Origin of the sequence: Achromobacter dolens, from assembly GCF_902859745.1 — a bacterium.
GTDB lineage: Bacteria > Pseudomonadota > Gammaproteobacteria > Burkholderiales > Burkholderiaceae_B > Achromobacter > Achromobacter dolens.
Window position 1 is genome coordinate 92,448 of sequence record NZ_CADIJW010000007.1, and the last position, 21,505, is coordinate 113,952.

The 21,505-nt window shown below is 69.0% G+C and carries 20 protein-coding genes; 8 read left to right on the plus strand and 12 right to left on the minus strand.

The features are described 5' to 3' along the window. Nucleotides 1–2: 2 nt before the first annotated feature. From HV783_RS08390 to HV783_RS08400, 3 genes are all read right to left on the minus strand, one after another. Nucleotides 3–1,514, minus strand: a complete 1,512-nt coding sequence (locus HV783_RS08390; protein WP_054415478.1) for a tripartite tricarboxylate transporter permease — start codon at nucleotides 1,512–1,514, stop codon at nucleotides 3–5. 16 nt (nucleotides 1,515–1,530) lie between these two features. Then, nucleotides 1,531–1,959, minus strand: coding sequence for a tripartite tricarboxylate transporter TctB family protein (locus tag HV783_RS08395; RefSeq protein WP_054500832.1), 429 nt, complete (start codon nucleotides 1,957–1,959; stop codon nucleotides 1,531–1,533). Between the two features lie 544 nt (nucleotides 1,960–2,503). Continuing rightward, a complete protein-coding gene (locus HV783_RS08400; protein WP_175188967.1) occupies nucleotides 2,504–4,348 on the minus strand; it encodes a methyl-accepting chemotaxis protein in 1,845 nt (614 codons plus the stop codon). 205 nt (nucleotides 4,349–4,553) lie between these two features. Here HV783_RS08400 and HV783_RS08405 point away from each other — a divergent pair, with 205 nt between their 5' ends. The 4 genes from HV783_RS08405 (at nucleotide 4,554) to HV783_RS08420 (ending at nucleotide 7,002) form a co-directional block, all read left to right on the plus strand. Then, nucleotides 4,554–5,609 carry a sensor domain-containing diguanylate cyclase gene (locus HV783_RS08405; protein WP_116793672.1) on the plus strand — a complete coding sequence of 352 codons (1,056 nt, stop codon included), beginning with the start codon at nucleotides 4,554–4,556 and terminating at the stop codon, nucleotides 5,607–5,609. Nucleotides 5,610–5,686: 77 nt separating this feature from the next. Beyond that, nucleotides 5,687–6,001, plus strand: coding sequence for an ArsR/SmtB family transcription factor (locus HV783_RS08410; protein ID WP_054500829.1), 315 nt, complete (start codon nucleotides 5,687–5,689; stop codon nucleotides 5,999–6,001). Beyond that, nucleotides 5,998–6,357: an SRPBCC family protein gene (locus tag HV783_RS08415; RefSeq protein WP_116793673.1), complete on the plus strand. Its 360-nt coding sequence runs from the start codon at nucleotides 5,998–6,000 to the stop codon at nucleotides 6,355–6,357. Before HV783_RS08410 ends, HV783_RS08415 begins: the two co-directional genes overlap by 4 nt. A gap of 39 nt (nucleotides 6,358–6,396) precedes the next feature. Beyond that, nucleotides 6,397–7,002 (plus strand): ATP-dependent Clp protease proteolytic subunit, encoded by a 606-nt coding sequence (locus HV783_RS08420; protein WP_054500827.1) that lies wholly within the window; start codon nucleotides 6,397–6,399, stop codon nucleotides 7,000–7,002. Nucleotides 7,003–7,059: 57 nt separating this feature from the next. On the opposite strand, the gene HV783_RS08425 is transcribed toward HV783_RS08420, so the two are convergent. Together HV783_RS08425 and HV783_RS08430 are read right to left on the minus strand one after the other, a co-directional pair. Further along, the gene (locus HV783_RS08425; protein ID WP_054500826.1) at nucleotides 7,060–8,316 is read right to left on the minus strand and encodes an MFS transporter; all 1,257 of its coding nucleotides are present in this window, start codon (nucleotides 8,314–8,316) and stop codon (nucleotides 7,060–7,062) included. A gap of 119 nt (nucleotides 8,317–8,435) precedes the next feature. After that, the gene (locus tag HV783_RS08430) at nucleotides 8,436–9,389 is read right to left on the minus strand and encodes a helix-turn-helix transcriptional regulator (protein ID WP_054500825.1); all 954 of its coding nucleotides are present in this window, start codon (nucleotides 9,387–9,389) and stop codon (nucleotides 8,436–8,438) included. A 93-nt stretch (nucleotides 9,390–9,482) separates the two neighbouring features. On the opposite strand from HV783_RS08430, the gene HV783_RS08435 reads away from it, so the two are divergent. Further along, nucleotides 9,483–10,685 (plus strand): MFS transporter, encoded by a 1,203-nt coding sequence (locus HV783_RS08435; RefSeq protein WP_254603848.1) that lies wholly within the window; start codon nucleotides 9,483–9,485, stop codon nucleotides 10,683–10,685. Between the two features lie 43 nt (nucleotides 10,686–10,728). Here HV783_RS08435 and HV783_RS08440 read toward each other — a convergent pair whose 3' ends face one another. Next, nucleotides 10,729–11,742 carry a Bug family tripartite tricarboxylate transporter substrate binding protein gene (locus tag HV783_RS08440; protein WP_054500823.1) on the minus strand — a complete coding sequence of 338 codons (1,014 nt, stop codon included), beginning with the start codon at nucleotides 11,740–11,742 and terminating at the stop codon, nucleotides 10,729–10,731. A gap of 137 nt (nucleotides 11,743–11,879) precedes the next feature. Further along, nucleotides 11,880–12,815: a 4-hydroxy-tetrahydrodipicolinate synthase family protein gene (locus HV783_RS08445; RefSeq protein ID WP_054500822.1), complete on the minus strand. Its 936-nt coding sequence runs from the start codon at nucleotides 12,813–12,815 to the stop codon at nucleotides 11,880–11,882. A 235-nt stretch (nucleotides 12,816–13,050) separates the two neighbouring features. Between HV783_RS08445 and HV783_RS08450 the strand changes: the two genes are divergently transcribed. Then, the gene (locus HV783_RS08450) at nucleotides 13,051–15,369 is read left to right on the plus strand and encodes a molybdopterin-dependent oxidoreductase (RefSeq protein ID WP_175142633.1); all 2,319 of its coding nucleotides are present in this window, start codon (nucleotides 13,051–13,053) and stop codon (nucleotides 15,367–15,369) included. An 83-nt stretch (nucleotides 15,370–15,452) separates the two neighbouring features. Here HV783_RS08450 and HV783_RS08455 read toward each other — a convergent pair whose 3' ends face one another. From HV783_RS08455 to HV783_RS08470, 4 genes are all read right to left on the minus strand, one after another. After that, nucleotides 15,453–16,304, minus strand: coding sequence for an alpha/beta fold hydrolase (locus HV783_RS08455; protein WP_175188968.1), 852 nt, complete (start codon nucleotides 16,302–16,304; stop codon nucleotides 15,453–15,455). Beyond that, nucleotides 16,301–16,750: an acetyltransferase gene (locus tag HV783_RS08460; protein ID WP_049075936.1), complete on the minus strand. Its 450-nt coding sequence runs from the start codon at nucleotides 16,748–16,750 to the stop codon at nucleotides 16,301–16,303. Before HV783_RS08460 ends, HV783_RS08455 begins: the two co-directional genes overlap by 4 nt. A 37-nt stretch (nucleotides 16,751–16,787) precedes the next feature. After that, nucleotides 16,788–17,663, minus strand: coding sequence for an NAD(P)-dependent oxidoreductase (locus HV783_RS08465; protein WP_054500818.1), 876 nt, complete (start codon nucleotides 17,661–17,663; stop codon nucleotides 16,788–16,790). A gap of 100 nt (nucleotides 17,664–17,763) precedes the next feature. Then, complete coding sequence (locus HV783_RS08470; protein WP_054428764.1) at nucleotides 17,764–18,735, minus strand: D-2-hydroxyacid dehydrogenase family protein; 972 nt, start codon at nucleotides 18,733–18,735, stop codon at nucleotides 17,764–17,766. Between the two features lie 89 nt (nucleotides 18,736–18,824). On the opposite strand from HV783_RS08470, the gene HV783_RS08475 reads away from it, so the two are divergent. Both HV783_RS08475 and HV783_RS08480 read left to right on the plus strand, forming a co-directional pair. Continuing rightward, the gene (locus HV783_RS08475) at nucleotides 18,825–19,724 is read left to right on the plus strand and encodes a LysR family transcriptional regulator (protein ID WP_006386038.1); all 900 of its coding nucleotides are present in this window, start codon (nucleotides 18,825–18,827) and stop codon (nucleotides 19,722–19,724) included. Between the two features lie 136 nt (nucleotides 19,725–19,860). Continuing rightward, complete coding sequence (locus tag HV783_RS08480) at nucleotides 19,861–20,649, plus strand: hypothetical protein (protein WP_144655437.1); 789 nt, start codon at nucleotides 19,861–19,863, stop codon at nucleotides 20,647–20,649. 72 nt (nucleotides 20,650–20,721) lie between these two features. On the opposite strand, the gene HV783_RS08485 is transcribed toward HV783_RS08480, so the two are convergent. Next, complete coding sequence (locus HV783_RS08485; protein WP_116793682.1) at nucleotides 20,722–21,486, minus strand: class II aldolase/adducin family protein; 765 nt, start codon at nucleotides 21,484–21,486, stop codon at nucleotides 20,722–20,724. Between the last annotated feature and the right edge of the window lie 19 nt (nucleotides 21,487–21,505).

Below are 21,505 nucleotides of genomic sequence, written 5' to 3' on the forward strand. Positions count from 1 at the left end.
CCTCAGGGCTCGGCCGGCGCCTGCTCCAGCGCGGGCGCCTTGCGCGCCTTGCGCAGGAACGACACCAGTTGCCACACCACGGCCGCGCCGATCAGCGCCAGCAGCGTGCCGCTGATCGGCCGCGTCAGGAAGATGCTGAACTCGCCGCGGCTGAGCAGCATGGCGCGGCGGAAGTTCTCTTCCAGCATCGGGCCGAGGATGAAGCCCAGCATCAGCGGCGCGGCTTCCATGCCCAGGCGCAGGAACAGGTAGCCGATCAGGCCGAAGATCGCCGTGATGTAGATGTCGTCCAGGTTGTTGTTGATGCTGAACGTGCCGATGCAGCAGAAGAACAGGATCGCCGGGAACAGCACCGTGTACGGAATCTTGAACACCGACAGCCAGTAGCGCACCAGCGGCACGTTCAGGATCAGCAGGAAGCAGTTGCCCACCCACATGCTGGCCACCAGGCCCCAGAACAGGTCGGGGTGGGTGCCGATCATGTTGGGGCCGGGCTGGATGCCCTTGACGATGAACGCGGCCAGCATCAGCGCCATGACGGCGTTCTCGGGGATGCCGATGGCCATCAGCGGGATGAAGCTGGTGCGCGCGGCCGCTTCGTCGGCCGCCGCCTGGCCCGCGACGCCCTCGATGGCGCCGCTGCCGATCTCGTGGCGGTACTTGCTGAAGCGCTTGTCGGCCGCGTAGGCGGCGAACTGCGCGATGGTCGGGCCGCCGCCGGGCAGGATGCCCAGCACCGAACCGACCACGCTGCCGCGCAGCGCGCTGGGCAGGATGCGCTTGAACTCGGGCCACGTCGGGATCAGCTTGATCTTGCCGTTGAACGGCGTCAGCGTGTTGCGGTTGTCCAGGTTCTTGACGATCTCGGCGATGCCGAAGCAGCCCAGCGCGATGCTGATCAGGCCCACGCCGTCCTGCAGGAAGGCCAGGTCCATGGTGTAGCGCGCCACGCCGCTGTTGACGTCGGTGCCGATCACGCCCAGCAGGATGCCGATCATGGCCATCGCCAGGCCATTGAGCAGGCTGCCGCTGCTGACGAAGCTGACGCAGAAAAAGCCCAGCAGCATCAGCGCGCAGTAGTCGGCCGGACCGAACAGCAGACCGACTTCGCCCAGCGCCGGCGCCATCGTCGACAGCACCACGATCGCCACGGTGCCGCCGATGAAGCTCGACACGCCCGCGGTGAACAAGGCCAGGCCGGTCTTGCCCTTCAGGTTCATCTGATACCCGTCGATGCAGGCGACGATACTGCTCGCATGCGGGATCTTCATGGTGATCGCGCTGACGCTGTCGCCGTACTGCGCGCCGTAGTAGATGCCGGCGAGCATGATCAGCGCGCCGCCGGTGGGAATGGAATAGGTCAGCGGCAGCAGCAGGCTGATGGTCGACAGCGGGCCCAGGCCCGGCAGCAGGCCGACCAGCGTGCCGACCACGCAGCCGATGGCGCAATACATCAGGTTCTGCAGCGTCAGCGCGTGCTCGAAACCGAACGCGAGGTTGTTGAACATCTCCATCATGGCGTCTCTCCCCTCAGAACAGCGGCAGGTTCAGGCCGAGCAGGTTGCGGAAGGCGAACGCCACCGCAATCAGGCCCAGCGAGATCTTGACGTTGCGCACCAGCGAATACGAGGTGCCCGCCAAGGTCGAGCAGAACACCAGGAAGACGATGCCGACGATCATGTTGATCAGGCCGGACACCACCGCGAAGCCGCACAGGCTCAGCATGATGATGGCGATGTTCTTGATGCTGTAGCTCAGCGGCACGGGCGGCACGAAGCGCGAACGCACCACCGAGATCACCCCGATCACGCCCAGCAGCGAGCTGACCATGAGCGGGAACAGGCCAGGCCCCGACCGGCTGAACGAACCCAGTTGATACTTCAACGCCGCCAGCCCGAACAGCAGGGCGAAGGCGATCATGAAGAGCCCCGCGACAAAGTTTCTATTGCCAAAGTACATAAGACGCGCCCTCCCAGGCATTGCGTTTTTTTTCGCTTGTTATTGCCACCCGGCTTCTCGAACCGGTCTGGTTACCCGCCTGTCTTCCCGCTGAAAATTTCGGTGCTGCGGACGAGTTCGGCAGATAGTAGAGAGCGACACTTCCAATCTGCTTTCGCTTTTTGCGCCGGAACGCGTGAATGCGTTATCGCTTTCCCGTAGGTCCAGCGACATGAAGCTGACTGGTTCCTGAATTGATGTCAAAATGAAGACGGCCCGCGGCCTCACCCCCTATTTCGAGAGACGAAAGCCGCGTGCGCGGCCGGCTCCGGCAAGGCGGATCGAGTCAGCGAAAAGATCAGGAAAGCCGTCCGCGAACGGGACGAAGAATGGTCGGCGCAATGCATCCATGTCCGCCACGGCGAGCGCCGTATCCACCCCCATGGCAGGCGCCACCCGCGCCGCATTGCGCGACGTCGGCGCGGCCCGTCACCCCTCGGGATGACGGACCGCCATGCGCCCGGACGCGCGGCGCGTCACGCGCCGCCACGCCGATCGAGCCGGATCAGGCCGGCAGGGCCGCCATGCGCGGCGCGGCGCCGTGCGCATCACCGCGCAGCTTGAACAGGGCCACGGTGCCGGCCAGCGCGCCGGCCTGGTCGCTCAGCATTGCCGAAGCCGCCGCCGACTGCTCCACCAGCGCCGCGTTCTGTTGCGTGGCCTGGTCCATCTCCGACACGCTGCGGTCGATCTGGCTGATGCCCACGCTCTGCTCGGCCATGGCGCCGTGGATCTCGCTGACAAGACGCTGAACGCGCGACACGCCTTCAACGATCTCCTGCATGGTCGAGCCGGCCGCCTGGACCCGTTCGGTGCCGCTGCGCACGTTCTGCACCGACGCCTGGATGAGCGCGCGGATCTCCTGCGCCGAGGCCGCGCTGCGTTGCGCCAACGTGCGCACCTCGCCGGCCACCACGGCGAAGCCGCGGCCCTGCTCGCCCGCGCGCGCCGCCTCGACCGCCGCGTTCAGCGCCAGGATGTTGGTCTGGAAAGCGATGCCGTCGATGACACTGATGATCTCGGTGATGCGCTCGGACGACTGCGCGATCGCGCCCATGGTGCTGACCGCGTCGGTCACCACCTGGCCGCCGCGCTCGGCCGCCTGGCTGGCTTCGGTTGCCAGGCGCGTGGCGTGCTCGGCGGCCTCTTCGGTCTGGCGCACGCTGGAGGTCAGCTCGGTCAGCGCCGACGAGGTCTCCTGCAACGAGCCGGCGGACACTTCGGTGCGTTGCGACAGGTCGCGGTTGCCCATCTCGATCTCGCGCGTGGCCGAGGTCATCGAGTGCACGCCGTTGCGCACGTCCAGCATGACATGGCTGATCTTGTCGACGAAGGCGTTGAACGAGGAAGAGATCTGCGCCACTTCGTCGTGCCCGACAACCGCCAGCCGATGCGTCATGTCGCCGTCGCCCGAGCCGATGGTGTCCATGGCGTCGCGCACCGCCGACAGGCGCTTGAAGGCGCGCGAAGTCACCACGCTGGCGAGCAGCACCGCGACCAGCGTCAGCACCACCATCGAGATCAGCGTGGCATTGAAGACCTGCGACAGGCCGGCGGTGGCCTCGGCCTCGTCCAGCGCGATCACCAGGAACCAGTCGGTGCCGGCGATGGGACGCGCCTTGAGCAGCTTGGGCACGCCGCCCAGGCGCAGCGCCAGCGGCGTCGCGCCCTCTTGCGCCATGCTCGCCAGCACGGCCGGCGTCAGGCCGGCGGCCACGTCGGTGGACGGCTTGAGCGCCAGCTTGTCATCGACGTGCGAAATCACCTGGCCGTCGGTGGCCAGCACGAACGCGGTGCTGGAGGGCGTGGGCCGGATTGCCTTGATGACGTCCTTGATGCCGTCCAGCGCCACCGCGCCGCTGATGGCGCCGGTGGTCTCGCCGGCGCGCACGATCGGCGCGGTGAAGGCCACGTAGGGCTTGCCGGTGCCGGAATCGCCATACGGCTTGGTCACGGTCAGCTTGCCGGCGGCCACCGCGCTCTTGTACCAGGGGCGCGCGGTGGGGTCGTAGTCGGGCGGCGTCTGCGCGGTCGAGAAGTAACTCTTGTCGGACCAGCCTATGCTGGTGATGGGAAAGCCGTTGGTGGCGCCCATGAGCTTGGTCAGGCCGCGCGGATCGCCCTTTTCCACCACCGCGGCAGTGGCCGATACCGCCAGGGCCTTGTCGGCCGACCAGCGTTCGATGGCGCTGGCGTTGCCGGCGGCGATGGCGTCCAGGTCCGCGGAGATGGTCGCCATCATGTTGTCGCGCACAATGTGATAGATCGCAATGCCCGAGAGCACCAGCGCGCCGATGACGGTGAAACAGGTGATCAACAGGATCCTGTTGCGCAACGAGGTGATTTTCATGCTTGTCTTCTTACTGCAACTGCCCATGCCGGGGGGCACGGGTATCCAGGTACGCGACGACGCAAGCGTCCGCGCCATCCTGGCTTACGGCAGTGCAACATAGGACTTTAGGGAAACAGCGCGGGCATAATGTCGACAAGGCCGCTCCCTGGGCCGAGGACCCGGGGCCGGCGTCGATGCGTCAGTGTTTTTCTGGGAGCTTTCTTTGGACCCGATACTCGCCGAACTGTCGGCGTCTCTGCAGGCGGCCAAGTCGGTCGAACAGTTGACGCGCCCCCTTCTGGATATGCTCGGAGCCGTCACCGGCCTGGAATCCACCTATCTCACCTCGATCGATCCGGACCAGGACCAGCAGCACGTGCGCTACGCGCGCAACGTCGGCGCGCTGCAGATTCCGGAAGGTCTGTCGGTGCCCTGGTCGGACACGCTGTGCAAGCGCGCGCTGGAAGAAGGCCGCATGTCCACCAGCGACGTCGGCGCCTGCTGGCCCGACTCCGACGCGGCGCGCCAGCTTGGCATCCAGACCTACGTCAGCACCCCGATCCGCACCGACGACGGCCTGCTGCTGGGCACCCTGTGCGGCGCCAGCGCCCGCCGCCAGTACATCGCGCCGCAGGCCGAGGAAATCATGCGCCTGTTCTCCAGCGTGATCGCCAACTTCCTGGAACGCGAACAACTGGTGGCCGAGCTGCGCACCGCCAACACCAAGCTGATGGCCTACGCGCTGACCGATCCCCTGACCGGCCTGCCCAACCGGCGCGCGCTGTACGAGGAACTGGAGCGCCTGCGCGGCCGCGCGCTGCGCGAAGGCGGCAGCGTGCTGGTGGGCGTGGTGGACCTGGACGGCTTCAAGGGCATCAACGACACCTACGGCCACCAGTCGGGCGACGCCTTCCTGCAGGAGGTCTCGCGGCGCCTGGCGATGGCGCTGCGCGCCTCCGACATGGTCGGGCGATTGGGCGGCGACGAATTCGTGCTGGTCGGCCCGGGCCCCGCGCTGGCGCGCGGCGACGCGGCGCCGGGCCACGAGGCCGAGCGCGGCGACGCCGAGGAAGCCGCCCGCTCGCTGGAAGATCGGGCCGCCGCCGCCACCGTCGGCCGCTACCCGCTCGGCGACATCACCCTGACCTACGAAGGCGCCAGCGTCGGCGTGGTGGCGCTCGATCCGCGCGGCCTGGCGGCCGAGGAAGCCGTGCGCCTGGCCGATGCCCGCATGTACGAGATCAAGCGCGCCCGCAAGGCGGCCCGCACCCTACACTGAGACGCGGGCCGCGGCGATCCGGGACGCCGTGCTCCCCGGGGCTTGCACAACACATAAGCAACTGCTAATGTGTTGCCATGATCGAAAACGACATCTTCAAGGCCCTGGCCGACCCGACCCGCCGCGCGCTGTTCGACAAGCTCGCGGCGGGCGCCATGAACGCCAGCGCGCTGCGCGAGGGCCTGGACATCAGCCAGCCCGCGGTCTCGCAGCACCTCGCGGTGCTGCGCCAGGCGCGGCTGGTGCGCGAGGAACGCCAGGGACGTTTCGTCAACTACCAGGTCGACCCGGACGGGCTGGCGCTGATCGCCGGCTGGCTGTCGAAGTACCGCGCCTGGTGGCCGGCGCGGGTCGACGCCCTGAAAACGCTGCTCAAGGACATGGACCAATGACCCACACGGCCTCCGCCCCGCGGGACACGGCAATCGTGCTCGACTATGAGCTGGATGCGCCGCCCGAGAAGGTCTGGCGCGCCCTCAGCATTCCCGCCTTGCGCGAGCAGTGGCTGCCGGCCAGCGCGCTGGCCGATCCTGAGCCGCTGGCCGCGACACCCGGCGTCGAAGTCCGCTACCGCATGCGCGACACGCTGCCGCCCTGCCTGGAAAGTGTGGTCACCTTCCAGCTCAGCCCCACCGCCGACGGCGGCACCCGCCTGACCATCGTCCACGCCCCCGACGACGCGCGGCTGGCGCGGCCCGCGCCGCAGGCGGCCAACGATGCGTGGCCGGCCCTCAAGCTCGCCGCCTGACGCCGCTTTTTCCCTTTGATGCAAGACAGGAGTTCGCGCATGAGCGAAACGATGCAGCTCGTCCCGATGGTGGTGGAACAGTCCGGCCGCGGGGAACGTTCGTTCGATATCTATTCGCGCCTGCTGCGCGAACGCATCATCTTCCTGAGCGGCGAAGTCAATGACGCCGTGTCGGCCCTGGTGTGCGCGCAGTTGCTGTTCCTGGAAGCCGAAAACCCCGGCAAGCCGATCCACCTGTACATCAACTCGCCCGGCGGGGTCATCACCAGCGGGCTGGCCATGTACGACACCATGCAGTTCATCAAGTCGCCGGTTCACACCCTTTGCATGGGCACCGCGCGCTCGATGGGGTCGTTCCTGCTGATGGCCGGCGAGCCCGGTCATCGCGCCGCGCTGGCCAACGCCAGTCTGCACGTGCACCAGCCGCTGGGCGGCTTCCAGGGCCAGGCCTCGGACATGCTGATCCACGCCGAGGAAATGCAGCGCACCAAGCAGCGCATCATCCGCCTATATGCCGAGCATTGCGGGCGCGACTACGACGACGTCGAGCGCAGCCTGGACCGCGACCGCTACATGAGCGCCGAGGAAGCCGTGCAATGGGGCTTGATCGACCACGTCATGGATCCGCGCTCGGCCGGGTTCTGACGCGGCCAAGCGCGTTGCGTCCCGTCATGCCATCGACGCACGCAAGCCGCGCGACGGCTACGCCTCGGCCAGCGCGCGCTGATGACGCGCGCGCAACACGCCATTGGCCACGGCGCCCGCCGCCAGCAGCACCGCGGTGCCCAGGAAGACGGCGGGCATGCCGAAATGCCCGCCGATGAAACCGCCCAGCAACGGGCCCGCCACCTGGCCCGCGTACTGGGCCGAAATCGACATGCCCAGCACATTGCCGCCAACGCCGTCGGGCACGTTGTGACGGATCACGCTGGTGACGCACGGCAGCAGCCCGCCCAGCGCCAGACCCATCAGGAAACGCAGCGCCACCAGTTGCCAACCGGCTGTGACGAAAGCCTGCGGAATCAGCAGCAGCGCGGCCACGGCAAGCGCGCCGACGATCACCGTCCAGTGGCCCACGCGATCGGCCAGCCGGCCCAGTCGCGAGGCCGACAGGATCGCCCCCAGCGCCGCCGCCGACATGACCACCCCGGACACCAGCGTGACGCGGGCCGGATCCTCCACCAACTGGCCCACGTATACCGTGATGATGGGTTCGATCGACATGGTGGCGAACATCAGCAGCATGCCGGTCGCCAGCATCGCGGCCACCGGCCGCTTGTCGGGGATCTGCGCCCAGCCGCCGCGGCGCTGGCCGCCCTGCCCGGCCGCCTTGGGCGGGCGCGGCATTTCCTTGATGAGGAAGACGGTGGCCAGAAACGCCAGGAAGATGACGCCGCCCGCCAGCAGGAACGTGGCGCGGATGCCGATCAGCGGCGGCAGCGCGCCGCCAATCAACGGCCCCACGAGGTTGCCCGCCATGATGCCGGCCGACAGTACGCCCAGCGCCCAACCCGAGCGCGCCTTGGGCGCCTGCATTGCCACCAGGATGGTCGAACCCGACGCGTAGCCGCCGGCCAGGCCCACCAGCAGCCGCAGCAGCACCAGTTGCCACGCGTTCTGCACCATGCCGGTCAGCGACATGCAGACCGCCATGCCGAACGAGGCGCGCACCAGCATCAGCTTGCGTCCGTAGCGGTCGCCCAGCCGGCCCCACAATGGCGCGACCAATGCCGCGGCGAAGAAGGTGGCGCCGTAGGCCACGCCCGACCACTGCACGATGGCGGCATGGCCCTGCACACCCAGCTCTTCCACGTACAGCGGCAGGAACGGCAGCAGCAGCGTCATCGCCACGATGGTGCTGAACGAGCCGGCGAAACAGACGGCCAGGTTGCGGCGCCAGTGGATGTTCTCGGCCGGCGCGGCGGCGCCGACGCGATCCGGGGTCGTGGGGGAAGTCATGGGGGCAAGCCTTGCGCTGTCGGGCGGGAAGTCGTGGAACCGGGATTGTTGCCAGCCTCGCCCCCCGCAGCAAGGCCAGCCGCGATACCGGTATTGCCGCTACCCCCCAAGGCGCGCGGCTACTGCGCGGCGCCGCGCAGCCAGGCCTTGGGGGTGGCCCCGCGGTGCGCCTTGAAGGCCTTGATGAAATGGCTGAGGCTGGAAAAGCCGATGCTGTAGGCGGTTTCGGTGACCGAGCAGCCGCGCCGCAACAGGCCGGCGGCCGCCTCCATCCGCGCTTGCAGCAGGCAGCCATGCACCGATTGTCCGTAGAGCGACATGAAGCCGGCCTGCAGCCGCTTTTCGCTCAGGCCCACGGCCTGCGCCAGTTGCCGCACGCCGCGGCAATCGGCGTATTCGTGCTGGATGCGGCGATGGGCCTCGGCCAGCCGCTTGCGGTCGGCCGGCGGCGGCAAGTCGGCAACGGCGCGACCGGCCAGGTGCGCCAGGGTCAGGGCCAGGGCCTCCTGGGCCTTGCCTTGCAGATATAGGGCGGCGATCTCGCCACGGTCCTGGTTCCAGGCCAGGATCTCGCCGGCCACGCGCGCCAGTCCCGGCCACAGCGGCAGCGTCGCCAACTGCGCGTCACGCGCCGGCACGCTGCCGTCGGCCGCGAACGCGGCGGGCGGCACCTGCCGCAAGGTGCGCCGCCACAGGGCGCGCACGGTGTCGCTGAAAAAACGGATGTCGACGGCGCGGATATTGTGGCGGCCCTTGAATTCGTCCCATCCGGGCACCGGCTCGGCCGTGCCGTGCAGGATGACGCTGCCTGGCTGGATGCGCAGGGCCGCGCCGCCCTCGAAGCCCACCCCGAACTGGCCTTCCAGCACGATCGCCACGCCGACGCTGGATTCGGCCGCGCCGCTGGCGGCCCAGTCGGACTCGGGCCGGCCGTCGAGGCAGCCGATCGAGATGCCGCCCGGCAGCTCGTGCTGGGTGCGGATCCTGAGCCAATCCGGCGGCAGCAGGCGCAGCAGGTCCTGCGCGGTAAGGGGCGCGCGGCGGTCCGGGGCAGGACGGGGCTGAGAGGCCATTTTGTTCCAATTCCGCAATTTCCGGCGCGGATTCGCTAGCGCGGCCGCCGCCTGGCCTTGATGATAACAATTTTCATCCGCATCAAGCCTCCCATGCCGCCTTTGCCAGACACCGCCCGCCGCCCGAACGAGGCCGCCGCCCTGTTCGTCTTCAACACCTTGTGCCTGACCGCAATCATGGCCTTCATGCCCGTGATCGGCCCGGTGGTGCGCGGCCTGCGGCTGGCCGAATGGCATGGCGGCCTGGTGGTCACCGTGGCCGGCGTGCTGTGGATGTTGATGGCGCGCTATTGGGGCGGCCGCAGCGACCGCATCGGCCGCCGCCGCGTGCTGCTGCGCGCCGCCGCCGGCTATATCGTCAGCTACTTGCTGCTGGCCGTGGGCCTGGACCTGATGCTGCGCGAGCCGCCGCCGGTGTGGCTGGCGCTGCTGGCCCTGATGGCGCTGCGCGCGCTGATCGGCGCCTTCTACGCCGCCATGCCCACCGTCAGCGCGGCTCGCATCGCCGACATCACCGCGCCGGACCAACGCGGCGCCATGATGGCCAGGCTGGGCGCGGCCAACGGCCTGGGCATGGTGCTGGGGCCGGCCATCGGCGGCCTGCTGGTCAAGGACAGCCTGACCCTGCCGCTCTACATCGCCGCCGCGCTGCCGCTGCTGGGCACGCTGTGGCTGGCCGCGAAGCTGCCGTCCGATGCCGCGCACGAACCGCGCGCCACGCCGCCGCTGAAACTGAGCGACAGGCGCTTGCGCCTGCCGCTGGCCGCGATGCTGCTGGCCATGGGCGCGGTCATCACCGCGCAGATGATCGTCGGCTTCTACGCCATGGACGCGCTGCGCCAGGCGCCCGGCCCGGCCGCGCGGACGGCGGGCTGGGCCATGACCACCGTCGGCGTCATGCTGATCCTGGTGCAGGTGGGGCTGGCCAAGGCGCGCCGGATGAACGCGGCGCGCTGCCTGGCGGGCGGCGCGCTGCTGTCGGGCATCGGCTTCCTGCTGGTGCCGGTGCTGGGCGGCACCGCGGGGCTGGTGGCGTGCTACGCCGTCATGGCGGCCGGCATGGGCCTGGTGTTCCCCTCGATCCAGACCTTGGCGGCCAATGCCGTGACCGCCGACGAGCAAGGCATCGCCGCCGGCTCGGTGATCGCGGTGCAGGGCATGGCGATGGTGGTGGCGCCGCTGGTATGCACGCTGCTGTATGGCGTGCGCCCCTGGATGCCTTATGTGGTGGCCGCCAGCCTGTTGCTGCTGGTGGCGCTGGCCGCGACGCTCAAGCCGCGCGTGACCGCGCCCTGACGCCACGGCCCCCGCGGCGCGGGGGCCGGATCAGTGGTTCGCGTCATTCGGTGATGCGGATGTTGGCCTGGTCGATGATGACCTGGTAGCGCTTCATCTCGGCGTCGATGAACTTGGCGAAGGCCGCCGAATTCTTCACCGACGGTTCGAACCCCAGGCCATTGAGCTGCTCGACGATCCTGGGATTGGCCATCACCTTGGCCGAAGCCGCCTCCAGCTTGCGCAGCACCGGCTCGGGCAGCTTGGCCGGGCCCCACACGCCATACCAGGAATAGAACTCGAAGTTCTTCTGGCCCTGCTCCTTCATGGTCGCCAGATCGGGCAGCAGCGGACTGCGTGCGGCGCCGGTCACGGCCAGCGCCTTGAGCTTGCCGGCGCGCACCATCGGCAGCGACGACAGCATCGGATCGATCAGGCCCTGCACCTGGCCGCCGACCAGATCGGACAGCGCCGGACCGCCGCCGCGATAGAGCACGATGGGGATCTGGTCCAGGCCGTTGTCATGCAGGAACGAGGCCGCGGCCAGGTGCCCGGCCGAGCCGAAGCCGGAAGTGGCGAAGGAGTACTTCTGCGGTTCGGCCTTGAGCAGCTTGACCAGGTCGCCCACGTTCTCGGCCGGCACCTTGGGATAGACGCTGAAGATCAGCGCGCCCTGCGCCAGTTCGCTGATCGGCGTGAAATCCTTGACCGAGTCGAACTTGATGGTCTTTTTGTACAGCAGCGGATTGATGGCGTGGATGGACGCGTTCAGGTACAGCGTGTAGCCGTCCGGCGCGGCCCGCGCGACGTAGGCCGCGCCGATCATGCCCGAGGCGCCGGCGCGGTTTTCCACCACGATCGACTGGCCCAGCTCCTTGCCCAGTTGCTCGGCATACAGGCGGGCCACGCCGTCGACCGAGCCGCCCGGCGGATGCGGCACCACCAGCGTGATCGGGCGTTGCGGATAGCCGGCGGCATCGGCGGCCAGCGCGCTGGCGCCGCAGGTGACGCCCACGACCGTCAAGGCGGTGGCGAGCAGCCGGGTGAACGGCGCGGGACGGGACGGCGAACGGAACATGATGGGTCTCTCTTGGCGATGGCGCGTCCATTCCGGACGCGCAGGGGCCGACCACGCCACCGGCCGCGACGCTCGCGGCCGCCATGTCGTGGATCGTCAAAATGCATCCGGCGGCTATTGCCGCCGGAACAGGGGAATCAGGCCGCCTTGAGCTGGGCGGAGCTGAAGCCGTACTTGGCGTCCAGCCCCAGCTCGCGCACGATGCGCAGGCCCTTGGCCAGCGCGTCGCCCTCCAGGCCGCGCAGCGGCCGGCGCAGGTCGCCGACCGGCAGGCCCACCGCCTTCATCAGCGACTTGATGGCGACCGGGTTGATGGCCGAATACGAGTAGTGCAGCATCGGCAGCAGGCCCAGGTAGCCTTCGCGGAAGCTGACCGACACGTCCGGCGTGTCCCACGGACGCGAGATGTCGGCCATCTCCGCGGGCGCGATGTTGCCGGTCATGTTGGCGGTGCCGTGGCCGCCCAGGCTCATGGTGGGCACGACCAGGCCCAGGTTGGGCGAGTCGCAGCACATCACCGACACGTCGGGACGGCCGCGCAGCACCTGCGCCACCTGGCCGACGCGGGTGGTCGATTCCTTGTGCACCACGTAGTTGGGGTGCTTGAAGATGCGCAGCAGTTGGTCCCAATGCAGGTCGCTCTTGACCCGCGGCGGGTTGTTGTAGATGCCCAGGGGCAGGTCGGTGGCGTCGGCCACTTCGAGGAAATAGGCCTCGGTGTCGGCCTCGGATGCGCAGATGTAGGCGGGCGCGGCCAGGATCGCGCCGTCGGCGCCGTTGGCGTGCGCGAACTTCAGGTAGTCGATGGTGGAGTCGGTGTTGTTGCCGGTGCAGCCGTAGAACAGCTTCATCTTGCCGGTCTTCATCTTGGCCGTCTCGACGATCACCTGGCGCCGCTCTTCGGGCGACAGCATCGAGACCTCTCCCGTGGAGCCCATGATCAGCACGGCGGCGGTGCCGTTGTCTTCCTGGAACTTCAACAGAGTGCGGAAGGCGCTGAAATCGACGCTGCCGTCGCGATTGAACGGCGTGACGATGGCGACGAAGGACCCCTGGATTTTCATTTTGCTCATGACCTGCTCCACATGCGGAAGGACTGCCCAATCAAAAAAGGCCAGGTTGGCGCGCGGTCGTTGGCGCCTGCACCTGACCATTCCCCTTGTTGCTTTCGCAGTATAGGAAGAGCGGCCCCGAAAATTTTTCTATTTTCCACACTTTTGCAGGGCCTGAAAGACAAAGAATTTCTAAGGCAATGCCGTTAAGTTATGAAGATTTCCATAACAATACGCTTTTCACGGCGCCCCCCGCATGTCCGAAGCGATCTTTCGTTATCCGTCCCTGTCCCACTGGGGCGCGTACACCGCGCTGGTGCGCGAAGGCCGTGTCGTGGGCTGTGAGCCGTTCGCGCATGACCAGGCCCCGTCCCCGCTTATCCACACGATGCCCGATATGGTGCATTCGCCGCTGCGCATCGCCCGCCCCGCCGTGCGCGCCAGTTGGCTCAGGCATCGCGGCGCGCCCGAGCTGCGTGGCGTCGACGGCTATGTGGAGGTCGATTGGGACACCGCGCTGGCGCTGGTGCACGACGAATTGCAACGGGTGCGCGCGCAGCATGGCCCGACCGCCATCTTCGGCGGCTCGTATGGCTGGTCCTCCGCCGGACGGCTGCACCACGCCCGCACGCTGACACACCGCTTCCTGTACGCCGGCGGCGGCTGCGTCGACCAGTCGGGCAACTACAGTTGGGGCGCGGCGCAATTCCTGCTGCCGCACATCATCGGCACCTACGCGCCCGTGACCGGCCGCATCACCGACTGGAACAGCGTGGTCGGGCACACCCGGCTGCTGATCGCGTTCGGCGGCATCCCGCTGCGCAACACCCAGATCGCCTCGGGCGGCGCGGGCGACCACAGCGCCCCCGGCTGGCTGGCGCGGGCGCGCCAGGCCGGCATACGCACCGTGGTGGTCAGCCCCACGCGCGGCGACGCGCCGGCGGCGCTGGCGGCCGAATGGATCCCCATCCGTCCCAACACCGATGCCGCGATGATGCTGGGCATGGCCCACACCCTGCTGGCCGAGGGCCGCCACGACCGCGACTTCCTGGCCCGCTGCTGCAATGGCTTCGAGCAGTACGCCGACTACCTGCTGGGCCGCGCCGACGGCCAGCCCAAGGACGCTGCCTGGGCCGCGCGCATCTGCGGCGTGCCGGCCGATACCATCCGCGCGCTGGCGCGGGACGCGGCCGGCACCCGCACGCTGCTGTCGTGCTCGTGGTCGCTGCAGCGCGGCCATCGCGGCGAACAGCCTTACTGGGGCAGCGTGGCGCTGGCCGCCCTGCTGGGCCAGATCGGCCTGCCTGGCGGCGGTTTCGCCTTCGGCCATGGCTCGATGAACGGCGCCGGCAATCCGCGCCCCGACCTGCCCGCGCCGGAGATGCGCGCGGGCCGCAATCCTGCCGGCGTGTCGATCCCGGTGGCGCGCCTGACCGACATGCTGCTGCGGCCGGGCGAGCCGTACGAGTTCAACGGCAGGACCGGCATCTATCCGGACATCCGCCTGGTCTACTGGGCCGGCGGCAATCCGTTCCATCACCACCAGGACCTGAACCGGCTGATGCGGGCCTGGGCGCGGCCCGAGACCATCATCGTGCACGAGCCATGGTGGACGCCGACCGCGCGCCGCGCCGACATCGTGCTGCCGGCCACCACCACGCTGGAACGCAACGACATCGGCGGCTCGTCACGCGACCGTTACCTGCTGGCGATGCGGCAGGCGCTGGCGCCGGTGGGCCACAGCCGCAACGACTTCGACATCTACCGCGAACTGGCCGCGCGCGGCGGCTTCGAGCACGCCTTCACCGAAGGCCGCGACGAAATGACCTGGATCCGCCACATCTACGAACAGATGCGGCCGGCCTGGGAAGCGGCGCAACTGACGCTGCCGGCCTTCGACGAATTCTGGGAACGCGGCCACGTCGCGCTGCCGCCGCCGGCGCGCGACTTCGTGCTGTTCGAGCAGTTCCGCGCAGACCCCGCCGCGCATCCGCTCAAGACCCGTTCCGGCCGGCTCGAACTGCACAGCGCGGCCATCGCCGAATTCGGCTACGACGACTGTCCGCCGCATCCGGCCTGGCTGCCGCCGGTGGAATGGCTGGGCGCCGAGCGCGCCGCGCGCTGGCCGCTGCACCTGGTCACCTGCCAGCCCGCCGACCGGCTGCACTCGCAGCTCGACCCGGCGCCGGCCACCCGCGCCAACAAGGTCGCCGGGCGCGAGGCGGTGCTGCTGCATCCCGACGACGCCGCCGAACGCGGCATCGCGCAGGGCGATGTGGTGCGCCTTTTCAATGATCGCGGCGCCTGCCTCGGCGGCGCGCAACTCAGCGCCGACCTGCTGCGCGGCGTGGTGGTGATGCCCACGGGCGCCTGGTTCGATCCACAGGACGACACGCTGGAGCGTCATGGCAATCCCAACGTGCTGACGGTGGACGTGGGCACGTCGCGACTGGCGCAGGGCCCGAGCGCGCTGTCGGCGCTGGTGCAGGTGGAACGCTGGCACGGCGAGGCGCCGGCGGTGCGGGCCTTCGAGCCGCCGCCGCTGCGGGCCGAGACGCCGGGCGCGCCACGCTGACGGCGCGGTCGCCCCCGGTGCGGCGACCGCGCCTGGCGCCCGATTGCCGGCCTGTGCGAGGCTACTTATCGTGTGAACAGGCCCTAGGCCGCCCGCAGGAACGCCAGCACCGCGTCGTCCTGTCCCCGGATGAAATGCCGCTCACGCGGCAGCAGCGTCACCTGCGCGCGCGGCGCCAGGCGGCGCAGGCGTTCGCAGGTATCTTGCGAATCGAGCATCACGTCGCGCCCGCCCACCGCCACGTACAGCGGCTGCGCCAACTGACGCAGCGCCTCATCGTCAAAGACGGGAATGGCGCCGAAGCGCGAGCGGAAACCGCGATTGATAGCGTGCATCAACCCAAACTGAGCCCGATCAGCGGGCGTCGGATCGGCCGGCAGCGGCCCGATGATGCGGCGGCGCACCAGCGCGCGGCCCGCGGGTCCCAGCAGCAGCAATGGCAGGACCCACGGCAGGATGTGCTTCTGCCGGCCGATGCCGGACGGGCACAACAGCGCCAACCGCTCGACCCGCGCCGGCCGCCGCACGGCGAAGTCCAGCGCCAGCCACGCGCCCAGCGAAATGCCGAAGCACGCCGCGCGCGCCACGCCCAGTCCATCGAGCACGGCCTCCAGCCAGGCCGCGTGCGCATCGCTCGCCAGCGGCAGCCGCGCCGGCGCGCTCGGGCCTGCCTCGCCGATCAGGTCGATCGCGTAAATGCGGAAATGCGGCGCCCAGGCCGCGGCCTGCCGCTGCCAACTGGCGGCCGTGCTCTGCGCGCCATGCAGCAGCACCAGGGGCGGTGCGTCCTCGCGGCCGCACACCAGCACATGGGTGTCGCCGGCCGGCGTCGGCACCGTCACTCGCCGCACATCGGCCGGCCAATGGGCCAGCGCCGCGGCATAGGCCTGGCGCACGGCCTCGGCGTGGCGCCCGGACTTGAAGACCGGGCTCATGCCGGCGCGTCGCCGCGATGACGCAGATGGATCAGCGGATACGCCCGTCCCTGGCCATCGCGCTCGGAACGCCCGGTGCGCTCGAAGCCCAGCCGTTCATAGAAGCCGATCGCCTGCGCGTTCTGCTCGTTGACGTCGGTGCTCAGGCCGGGATGGCGCCGCAGCGCGTCCTCGACCAGCGCGCGCCCGACGCCCGTGCCGCGCGCGGCGGGGTCGACGAACAGCGCTTCCATGTGGCTGCCGTCGAGCAGCATGAACGCCAGCGCGCGGTCGTTCGCATCCACGGCCAGATCGAGCGTGGCGGCGGGCAGGAAGCCCACCACCTCGGCCTCGATGTCATGGCGGTCCTGCGGCGACAGGAAGTCGTGGGTGGCATCGACGGCGCGGCGCCAGATGTCGACGACGCGTTCGCCGTCGGCGGGAGTGGAGGTTCTCAGGGTGATCATGGTGCTACGGAAAGAAAAGAAGAAAGGTTGGCAGCCGTCAGCCGGCGTCGGTGCGCCGCTCGATGGCGCGGATCACCGCCACCATGTCGGACGCGCCCAAGCCCTGGGCCTCGGTCTCGCCGTACAGCGCGTGGCTGGCATCCAGCAGCGGCGAGGCGATGCCGGCGCCGCGCGCGGCCTCGGCCACCAGGCGGCTGTTCTTGAGCACGTCGGTGATCGCCGCCTGCACGGAAAAGTCCTGCGTCACCAGCTTGCCAAGCTTGACGCGCGACACGTCGCTGGCCATCGGTCCGGCGTTCAGCACCTCGGCGAACAGGGCCAGGTCGATGCCGTGACGCTCGGCGAAATGCACCGACTCGGTCAGGCCCGTGACCATGGTGATCAGGAACAGGTTGACCGACAGCTTCATGACGAGCGCGGACGGCACCGCGCCACAGACGAAACTGTCGCGGCACAGCGGCCGCACCAGTTCGCGCACGGCTGCGACGTCGTCGTCATGGCCGGCCAGCATCACCACCAGTTGCCCGGCTTCGGCCGGCTTGCGCGAGCCCGACACCGGCGCCTCGACGTAGCGCCCGCCGGCCGCCTCGATGTCCGCGCCCAGTTGGCGCGAAAAGTCGGCCGATGTGGTGCCCATGTTGACGATCACGTGGTCGCGCACTCGCGCGGCGAAGTCGTCCGTGCCGCGCGCCAGCACCGTGTCGATGGCCGCGTCGTTGGCGAGCATCAGGATGACGGTGCGGCATTGCGCGTACACCTGGCCGGCGCTGTCGGCCACGCGCGCGCCCGCGGCGCGCAGCGCGTCATAGCCGCCGGGGGAACGGCTCCAGACCACCAGCGGCGTGCCGGCGCGGGCAAGGTTGAGCGCCATCGGCGTGCCCATGACGCCCAGGCCGATGAATCCGATATCCATGCGTGTTTCCGCTTTGGTTGTGTTCATTGTCCCTATTATTCCACCGATTGTTGCCGCCGCTCGCGGACAACGGCTCCGGCGCGCGTCGGCCGAGCGGATGTCAAGCCAGCACAGCGGGATTGATCACATGGATCGGCTTGCCGGCGGCGTAGGCGACGATCTGATCGAAAACGTCCGAAAACTGGGTCTCGTATTCGTCCTCGGTGACGTAGCCGATGTGCGGCGTGCAGATCGCGTTGGGCAACTGCAGCAGCGGATGTTGCGGATCGGTCATCGGTTCCGATTCGAACACGTCCACCGCCGCCGCGCCCGGCCGGCCCGCGGCCAGCGCCTGCGCCAGCGCGCCCGGCTCGATCAGGCCGGCGCGGCTGGTGTTCACCAGCAATGCCGACGGCTTCATGCGCGCCAGGTCCTGCGCCGTGACGATGCCGCGCGTGTCCGGCACCAGCCGCATGTGCAGCGACAGCACGTCACAGGTCTCGAAGAACGCCTGCTTGTCCGGCGCCACGTCCCAGCCGTCGTCGCGGGCCCTTTGGCGCGAGGCCTCGCGCGCCCACACCAGCACCTTCATGCCAAAGGCGGCGCCGTAGCGCGCCACTTCGGCGCCGATGCGGCCATAGCCGTAGATGCCGAGCGTGCGGCCGCGCAGCGTGCGGCCCATGCCGGTCTGCCAGGTGCCCTGCTTGAGCAGTTGCACCGCCTGCGGAATGCGCCGCATGCCGGCCAGCACCAGGCCCCAGGTCAGCTCCGCCGCCGCGTACGACGGCGTGCCGGCGTGCTGGTTCGAGGACAGGATGACGCCGTGCGCGGTGCAGGCGTCGACGTCGATGTGCGGATAGACGCTGCGCTGGCTGATCAGCCGCAGCTTGGGCAGGCGCGCGATGAGCGGCGCGCGGATCTGGGTGCGTTCGCGGATCAGCACCAGCGCCTCGGTGTCGCGCAGGCGCTCGGCCAGCGCGTCCACGTCCTGCACATGGTCGTTCCAGACCGTGACGGCATGGCCGTCGAGTTTGCGGAAACAGGGCAAGCCCCGCAGCGTGTCGAAATAGTCGTCCAGAATCGTGATGTTCATGGTCTGTCTCCTGCCAGGATGCGGGCATTGTGAGCGCCGCGTTGCCGACCGTAAAATGATATTAATTAGTCAATTGATGCGTTTTTCTCATGAAAATCGACGTGCTCGGCGTGCAGGCCTTCGTGGCGATCGCGGATCACAAGAGCTTTCGCCGCGCCGCCGGCGAGCTCAGCATCACCCAGACCGCGCTGAGCCGGCGGCTGCAGAACCTGGAATCGTTCCTGGGCGTGCGGCTGGTGGAACGCACCACCCGCTCGGTGGCGCTGACGCCGCCGGGCGACAGCTTCCTGCCGCAGGCGCGGCGGCTGCTGGCCGACCTGGCCGCGGCGCTCACCGAGATCCGGGAAACCGGCAAGGCCCAGCGCGGCGACGTGACGCTGGCCTGTGTGCCGACCATCGGCGTGCACTACCTGCCGCACATCCTGCAGCGCTACAGCGCCGAGCATCCGCAGAACCGCGTCAAGGTGCTGGACCATTCTTCCGGCGCGGTGGCCCAGGCGGTGCTCACGCGCGAGGCCGAGTTCGGCATCAACATCGCCGAGACCCACGCCCCCACGCTGCGAAGCATCCCGCTGCTGCAGGACGACTTCGTGCTGATCTGCCGCGAGGACCATCCGCTGGCGCGCCGCCGCACGCTGCCCTGGGAAAAGCTGGAGGGCCACCGGCTGATCTTTCCCGGCGCCAGCAGCAACAACCGGCCGCTGCTCGATCACGCGCTGGCCGAGCTGGCGCCGCGGCTGACGGCCTTCTATGAAGTGCAGCGCAGCTCAACCGCCGTCGGGCTGGTGGCGGCCGGCGCCGGCATCGCCGTGGCGCCGCGGCTGGCCTGGCAGGCCGGTTCGTATCCGGGGCTGCGCGTGGTGTCGCTGCACACGCCGGTGGTGAGACGCACCTTTTCGCTCATCAGCCGCAAGGGCGCGCACCTGTCGCCGGCCGCCCAGGCCTTGCACGACCTGATCCTGCGGCACCGCGCGCAGGGGCCGCGCTGACGCGCCGCCCGACGCGGAACTTTCGCACCGCCTTATACAATTGGTGACGCTTTGCCGGAGGAATCGGGCCACAATGCGCCGGCGCTTTTCCCGACCGCTTTTCCCGACCGCTTTTCCCGACCCATTAGGAACCACGATGAACAAAGCCCTTGCGGCGCTGCTCTGCGCCGTCCTGCCCGCCGCCGCGTCCGCGGTGCAGCCAGATGTCGAGCCCCTGACGCTCAACCCGCAAAACCAGCTTTACTGCAACAAGCAGGCCGACTGGTGCGTGGGAATCAAGGTCGACGGCGGCTTCGAGGATAACGGCCCGTTCGCCACCAGCCGCACCCTGCGCGCCGACTACCGCTTCTGGGACCTGCCCGACATCCCGAACTTCACGCGCTTCACGGTCTGGCCGCACCTCATCCGCCTCAGCGAGGAACGCGCGCTGGTCGGCGTGATCGGCCCCAACGAGCCGGACTACAAGGAAGAGATCCAGTTCCCCGGCGGCAGCTTCTCGCGCCGCGACCTGTACCTGTTCGCGGTCGACCTGGGAGACAAGTCGTCGAGCCTGGTGAAATTGCTGCCGTACAGCGCCAAGGCCGCGATCCGCGCCTGCGCCAACGAGGCCGACGAGAAACGCCGCGAAGGCAACTGCATGGACTATTACCGCTATGACGCCACGGTGAAGGCCCTGCCCAGCCAGCAGCCGTACCCGGACCTGCAGGTCACCACCCAGGCCACGCGCAGCCCGGCCGACGCCAGCCGCTACGCCGACGCGAGCAAGCGGCCCGCGCCGACGGCCGCGCAGTTGCAGCCCCTGGCCGACAAGCAGTGCAGCTACACGGTGACCTACAGGTGGAAGGAAGACGGCTCGGTCTACCAGCCGGCCACGCCGGTGCCGGACTGCGCCGAGTTCCTGGAACCGCAGCCCGGGAAGAAATAAGGCGCGGGCATTGGCCACCCTGGCCGCGCCCGCCCCGCCGCACCGGCGAGACGCGGCGGACCGTTGGGGTCGTCAGTCGGCGTAGCCCGGATTGCGCCGGTCCAGCCGGCGTAGCAGCCCCGGCCAGGCCAGCGCGGCCTTGTGGGCGCGGTCGGCCGGGGATTCCACCGCGGCGCGCGCCAGCACCTCGGGCGGAATGAACGTCAGTTCGCCGCCCGCCTGCGCCCGCACCTGCACCATGCAGGCCGCTTCCAGCCGGTGCATGGCCTGGAACGCTTCGGCCATGCTTTGCCCCACCGTCAGCAGGCCGTGATTGCGCAGGATCAGGTAGTTGTTGCTGCCCAGGTCGCGCACCAGCCGCGGCTGCTCTTCGGGATTGAGCGCCAGGCCCTCGTAGTCGTGATAGCCGAGCGAACGCAGCACGATGAACGCGAACTGCGACAGCGGCAGCAGGCCTTCCTTCTGCGCCGACACCGCCACGCCGTTGATCGAGTGCGTGTGCAGCACGCACATGGCGTCCTTGCGGGCCGCGTGGATACAGCTATGGATGGTGAAGCCCGCCGGATTGATGTCGTACTCCGATTCCATCACCTTGCGCCCGTGCAGATCGATCTTGACCAGGCTGGACGCCGTGATCTCGTCGAACATCATGCCGTAGGGGTTGATGAGGAAATGCTCGGTGCCCGGCACCTTGGCGGTGATGTGCGTGAAGATCAGGTCGTCCCAACCGAACAACGCCACCAGCCGGTAGAGCGCCGCCAGGTCCTTGCGCACCTGCCATTCCGTCTCGCCGACCCGTTCGCGCACGCTGGCGCCCGTCTGCCCTGCCGTATCCATGCTGTCTCCCTTTGTGGTG

Excerpts from the sequence above, each read along its gene's own strand:
- HV783_RS08390 (WP_054415478.1), bottom strand. The coding sequence starts at position 1,514 with ATGGAGATGTTCAACAACCTCGCGTTCGGTTTCGAGCACGCGCTGACG.
- HV783_RS08395 (WP_054500832.1), bottom strand. The coding sequence starts at position 1,959 with ATGTACTTTGGCAATAGAAACTTTGTCGCGGGGCTCTTCATGATCGCC.
- HV783_RS08400 (WP_175188967.1), bottom strand. The coding sequence starts at position 4,348 with ATGAAAATCACCTCGTTGCGCAACAGGATCCTGTTGATCACCTGTTTC.
- HV783_RS08410 (WP_054500829.1), top strand. The coding sequence starts at position 5,687 with ATGATCGAAAACGACATCTTCAAGGCCCTGGCCGACCCGACCCGCCGC.
- HV783_RS08415 (WP_116793673.1), top strand. The coding sequence starts at position 5,998 with ATGACCCACACGGCCTCCGCCCCGCGGGACACGGCAATCGTGCTCGAC.
- HV783_RS08420 (WP_054500827.1), top strand. The coding sequence starts at position 6,397 with ATGAGCGAAACGATGCAGCTCGTCCCGATGGTGGTGGAACAGTCCGGC.
- HV783_RS08425 (WP_054500826.1), bottom strand. The coding sequence starts at position 8,316 with ATGACTTCCCCCACGACCCCGGATCGCGTCGGCGCCGCCGCGCCGGCC.
- HV783_RS08430 (WP_054500825.1), bottom strand. The coding sequence starts at position 9,389 with ATGGCCTCTCAGCCCCGTCCTGCCCCGGACCGCCGCGCGCCCCTTACC.
- HV783_RS08435 (WP_254603848.1), top strand. The coding sequence starts at position 9,483 with ATGCCGCCTTTGCCAGACACCGCCCGCCGCCCGAACGAGGCCGCCGCC.
- HV783_RS08440 (WP_054500823.1), bottom strand. The coding sequence starts at position 11,742 with ATGTTCCGTTCGCCGTCCCGTCCCGCGCCGTTCACCCGGCTGCTCGCC.
- HV783_RS08445 (WP_054500822.1), bottom strand. The coding sequence starts at position 12,815 with ATGAGCAAAATGAAAATCCAGGGGTCCTTCGTCGCCATCGTCACGCCG.
- HV783_RS08450 (WP_175142633.1), top strand. The coding sequence starts at position 13,051 with ATGTCCGAAGCGATCTTTCGTTATCCGTCCCTGTCCCACTGGGGCGCG.
- HV783_RS08455 (WP_175188968.1), bottom strand. The coding sequence starts at position 16,304 with ATGAGCCCGGTCTTCAAGTCCGGGCGCCACGCCGAGGCCGTGCGCCAG.
- HV783_RS08460 (WP_049075936.1), bottom strand. The coding sequence starts at position 16,750 with ATGATCACCCTGAGAACCTCCACTCCCGCCGACGGCGAACGCGTCGTC.
- HV783_RS08465 (WP_054500818.1), bottom strand. The coding sequence starts at position 17,663 with ATGGATATCGGATTCATCGGCCTGGGCGTCATGGGCACGCCGATGGCG.
- HV783_RS08470 (WP_054428764.1), bottom strand. The coding sequence starts at position 18,735 with ATGAACATCACGATTCTGGACGACTATTTCGACACGCTGCGGGGCTTG.
- HV783_RS08475 (WP_006386038.1), top strand. The coding sequence starts at position 18,825 with ATGAAAATCGACGTGCTCGGCGTGCAGGCCTTCGTGGCGATCGCGGAT.
- HV783_RS08480 (WP_144655437.1), top strand. The coding sequence starts at position 19,861 with ATGAACAAAGCCCTTGCGGCGCTGCTCTGCGCCGTCCTGCCCGCCGCC.
- HV783_RS08485 (WP_116793682.1), bottom strand. The coding sequence starts at position 21,486 with ATGGATACGGCAGGGCAGACGGGCGCCAGCGTGCGCGAACGGGTCGGC.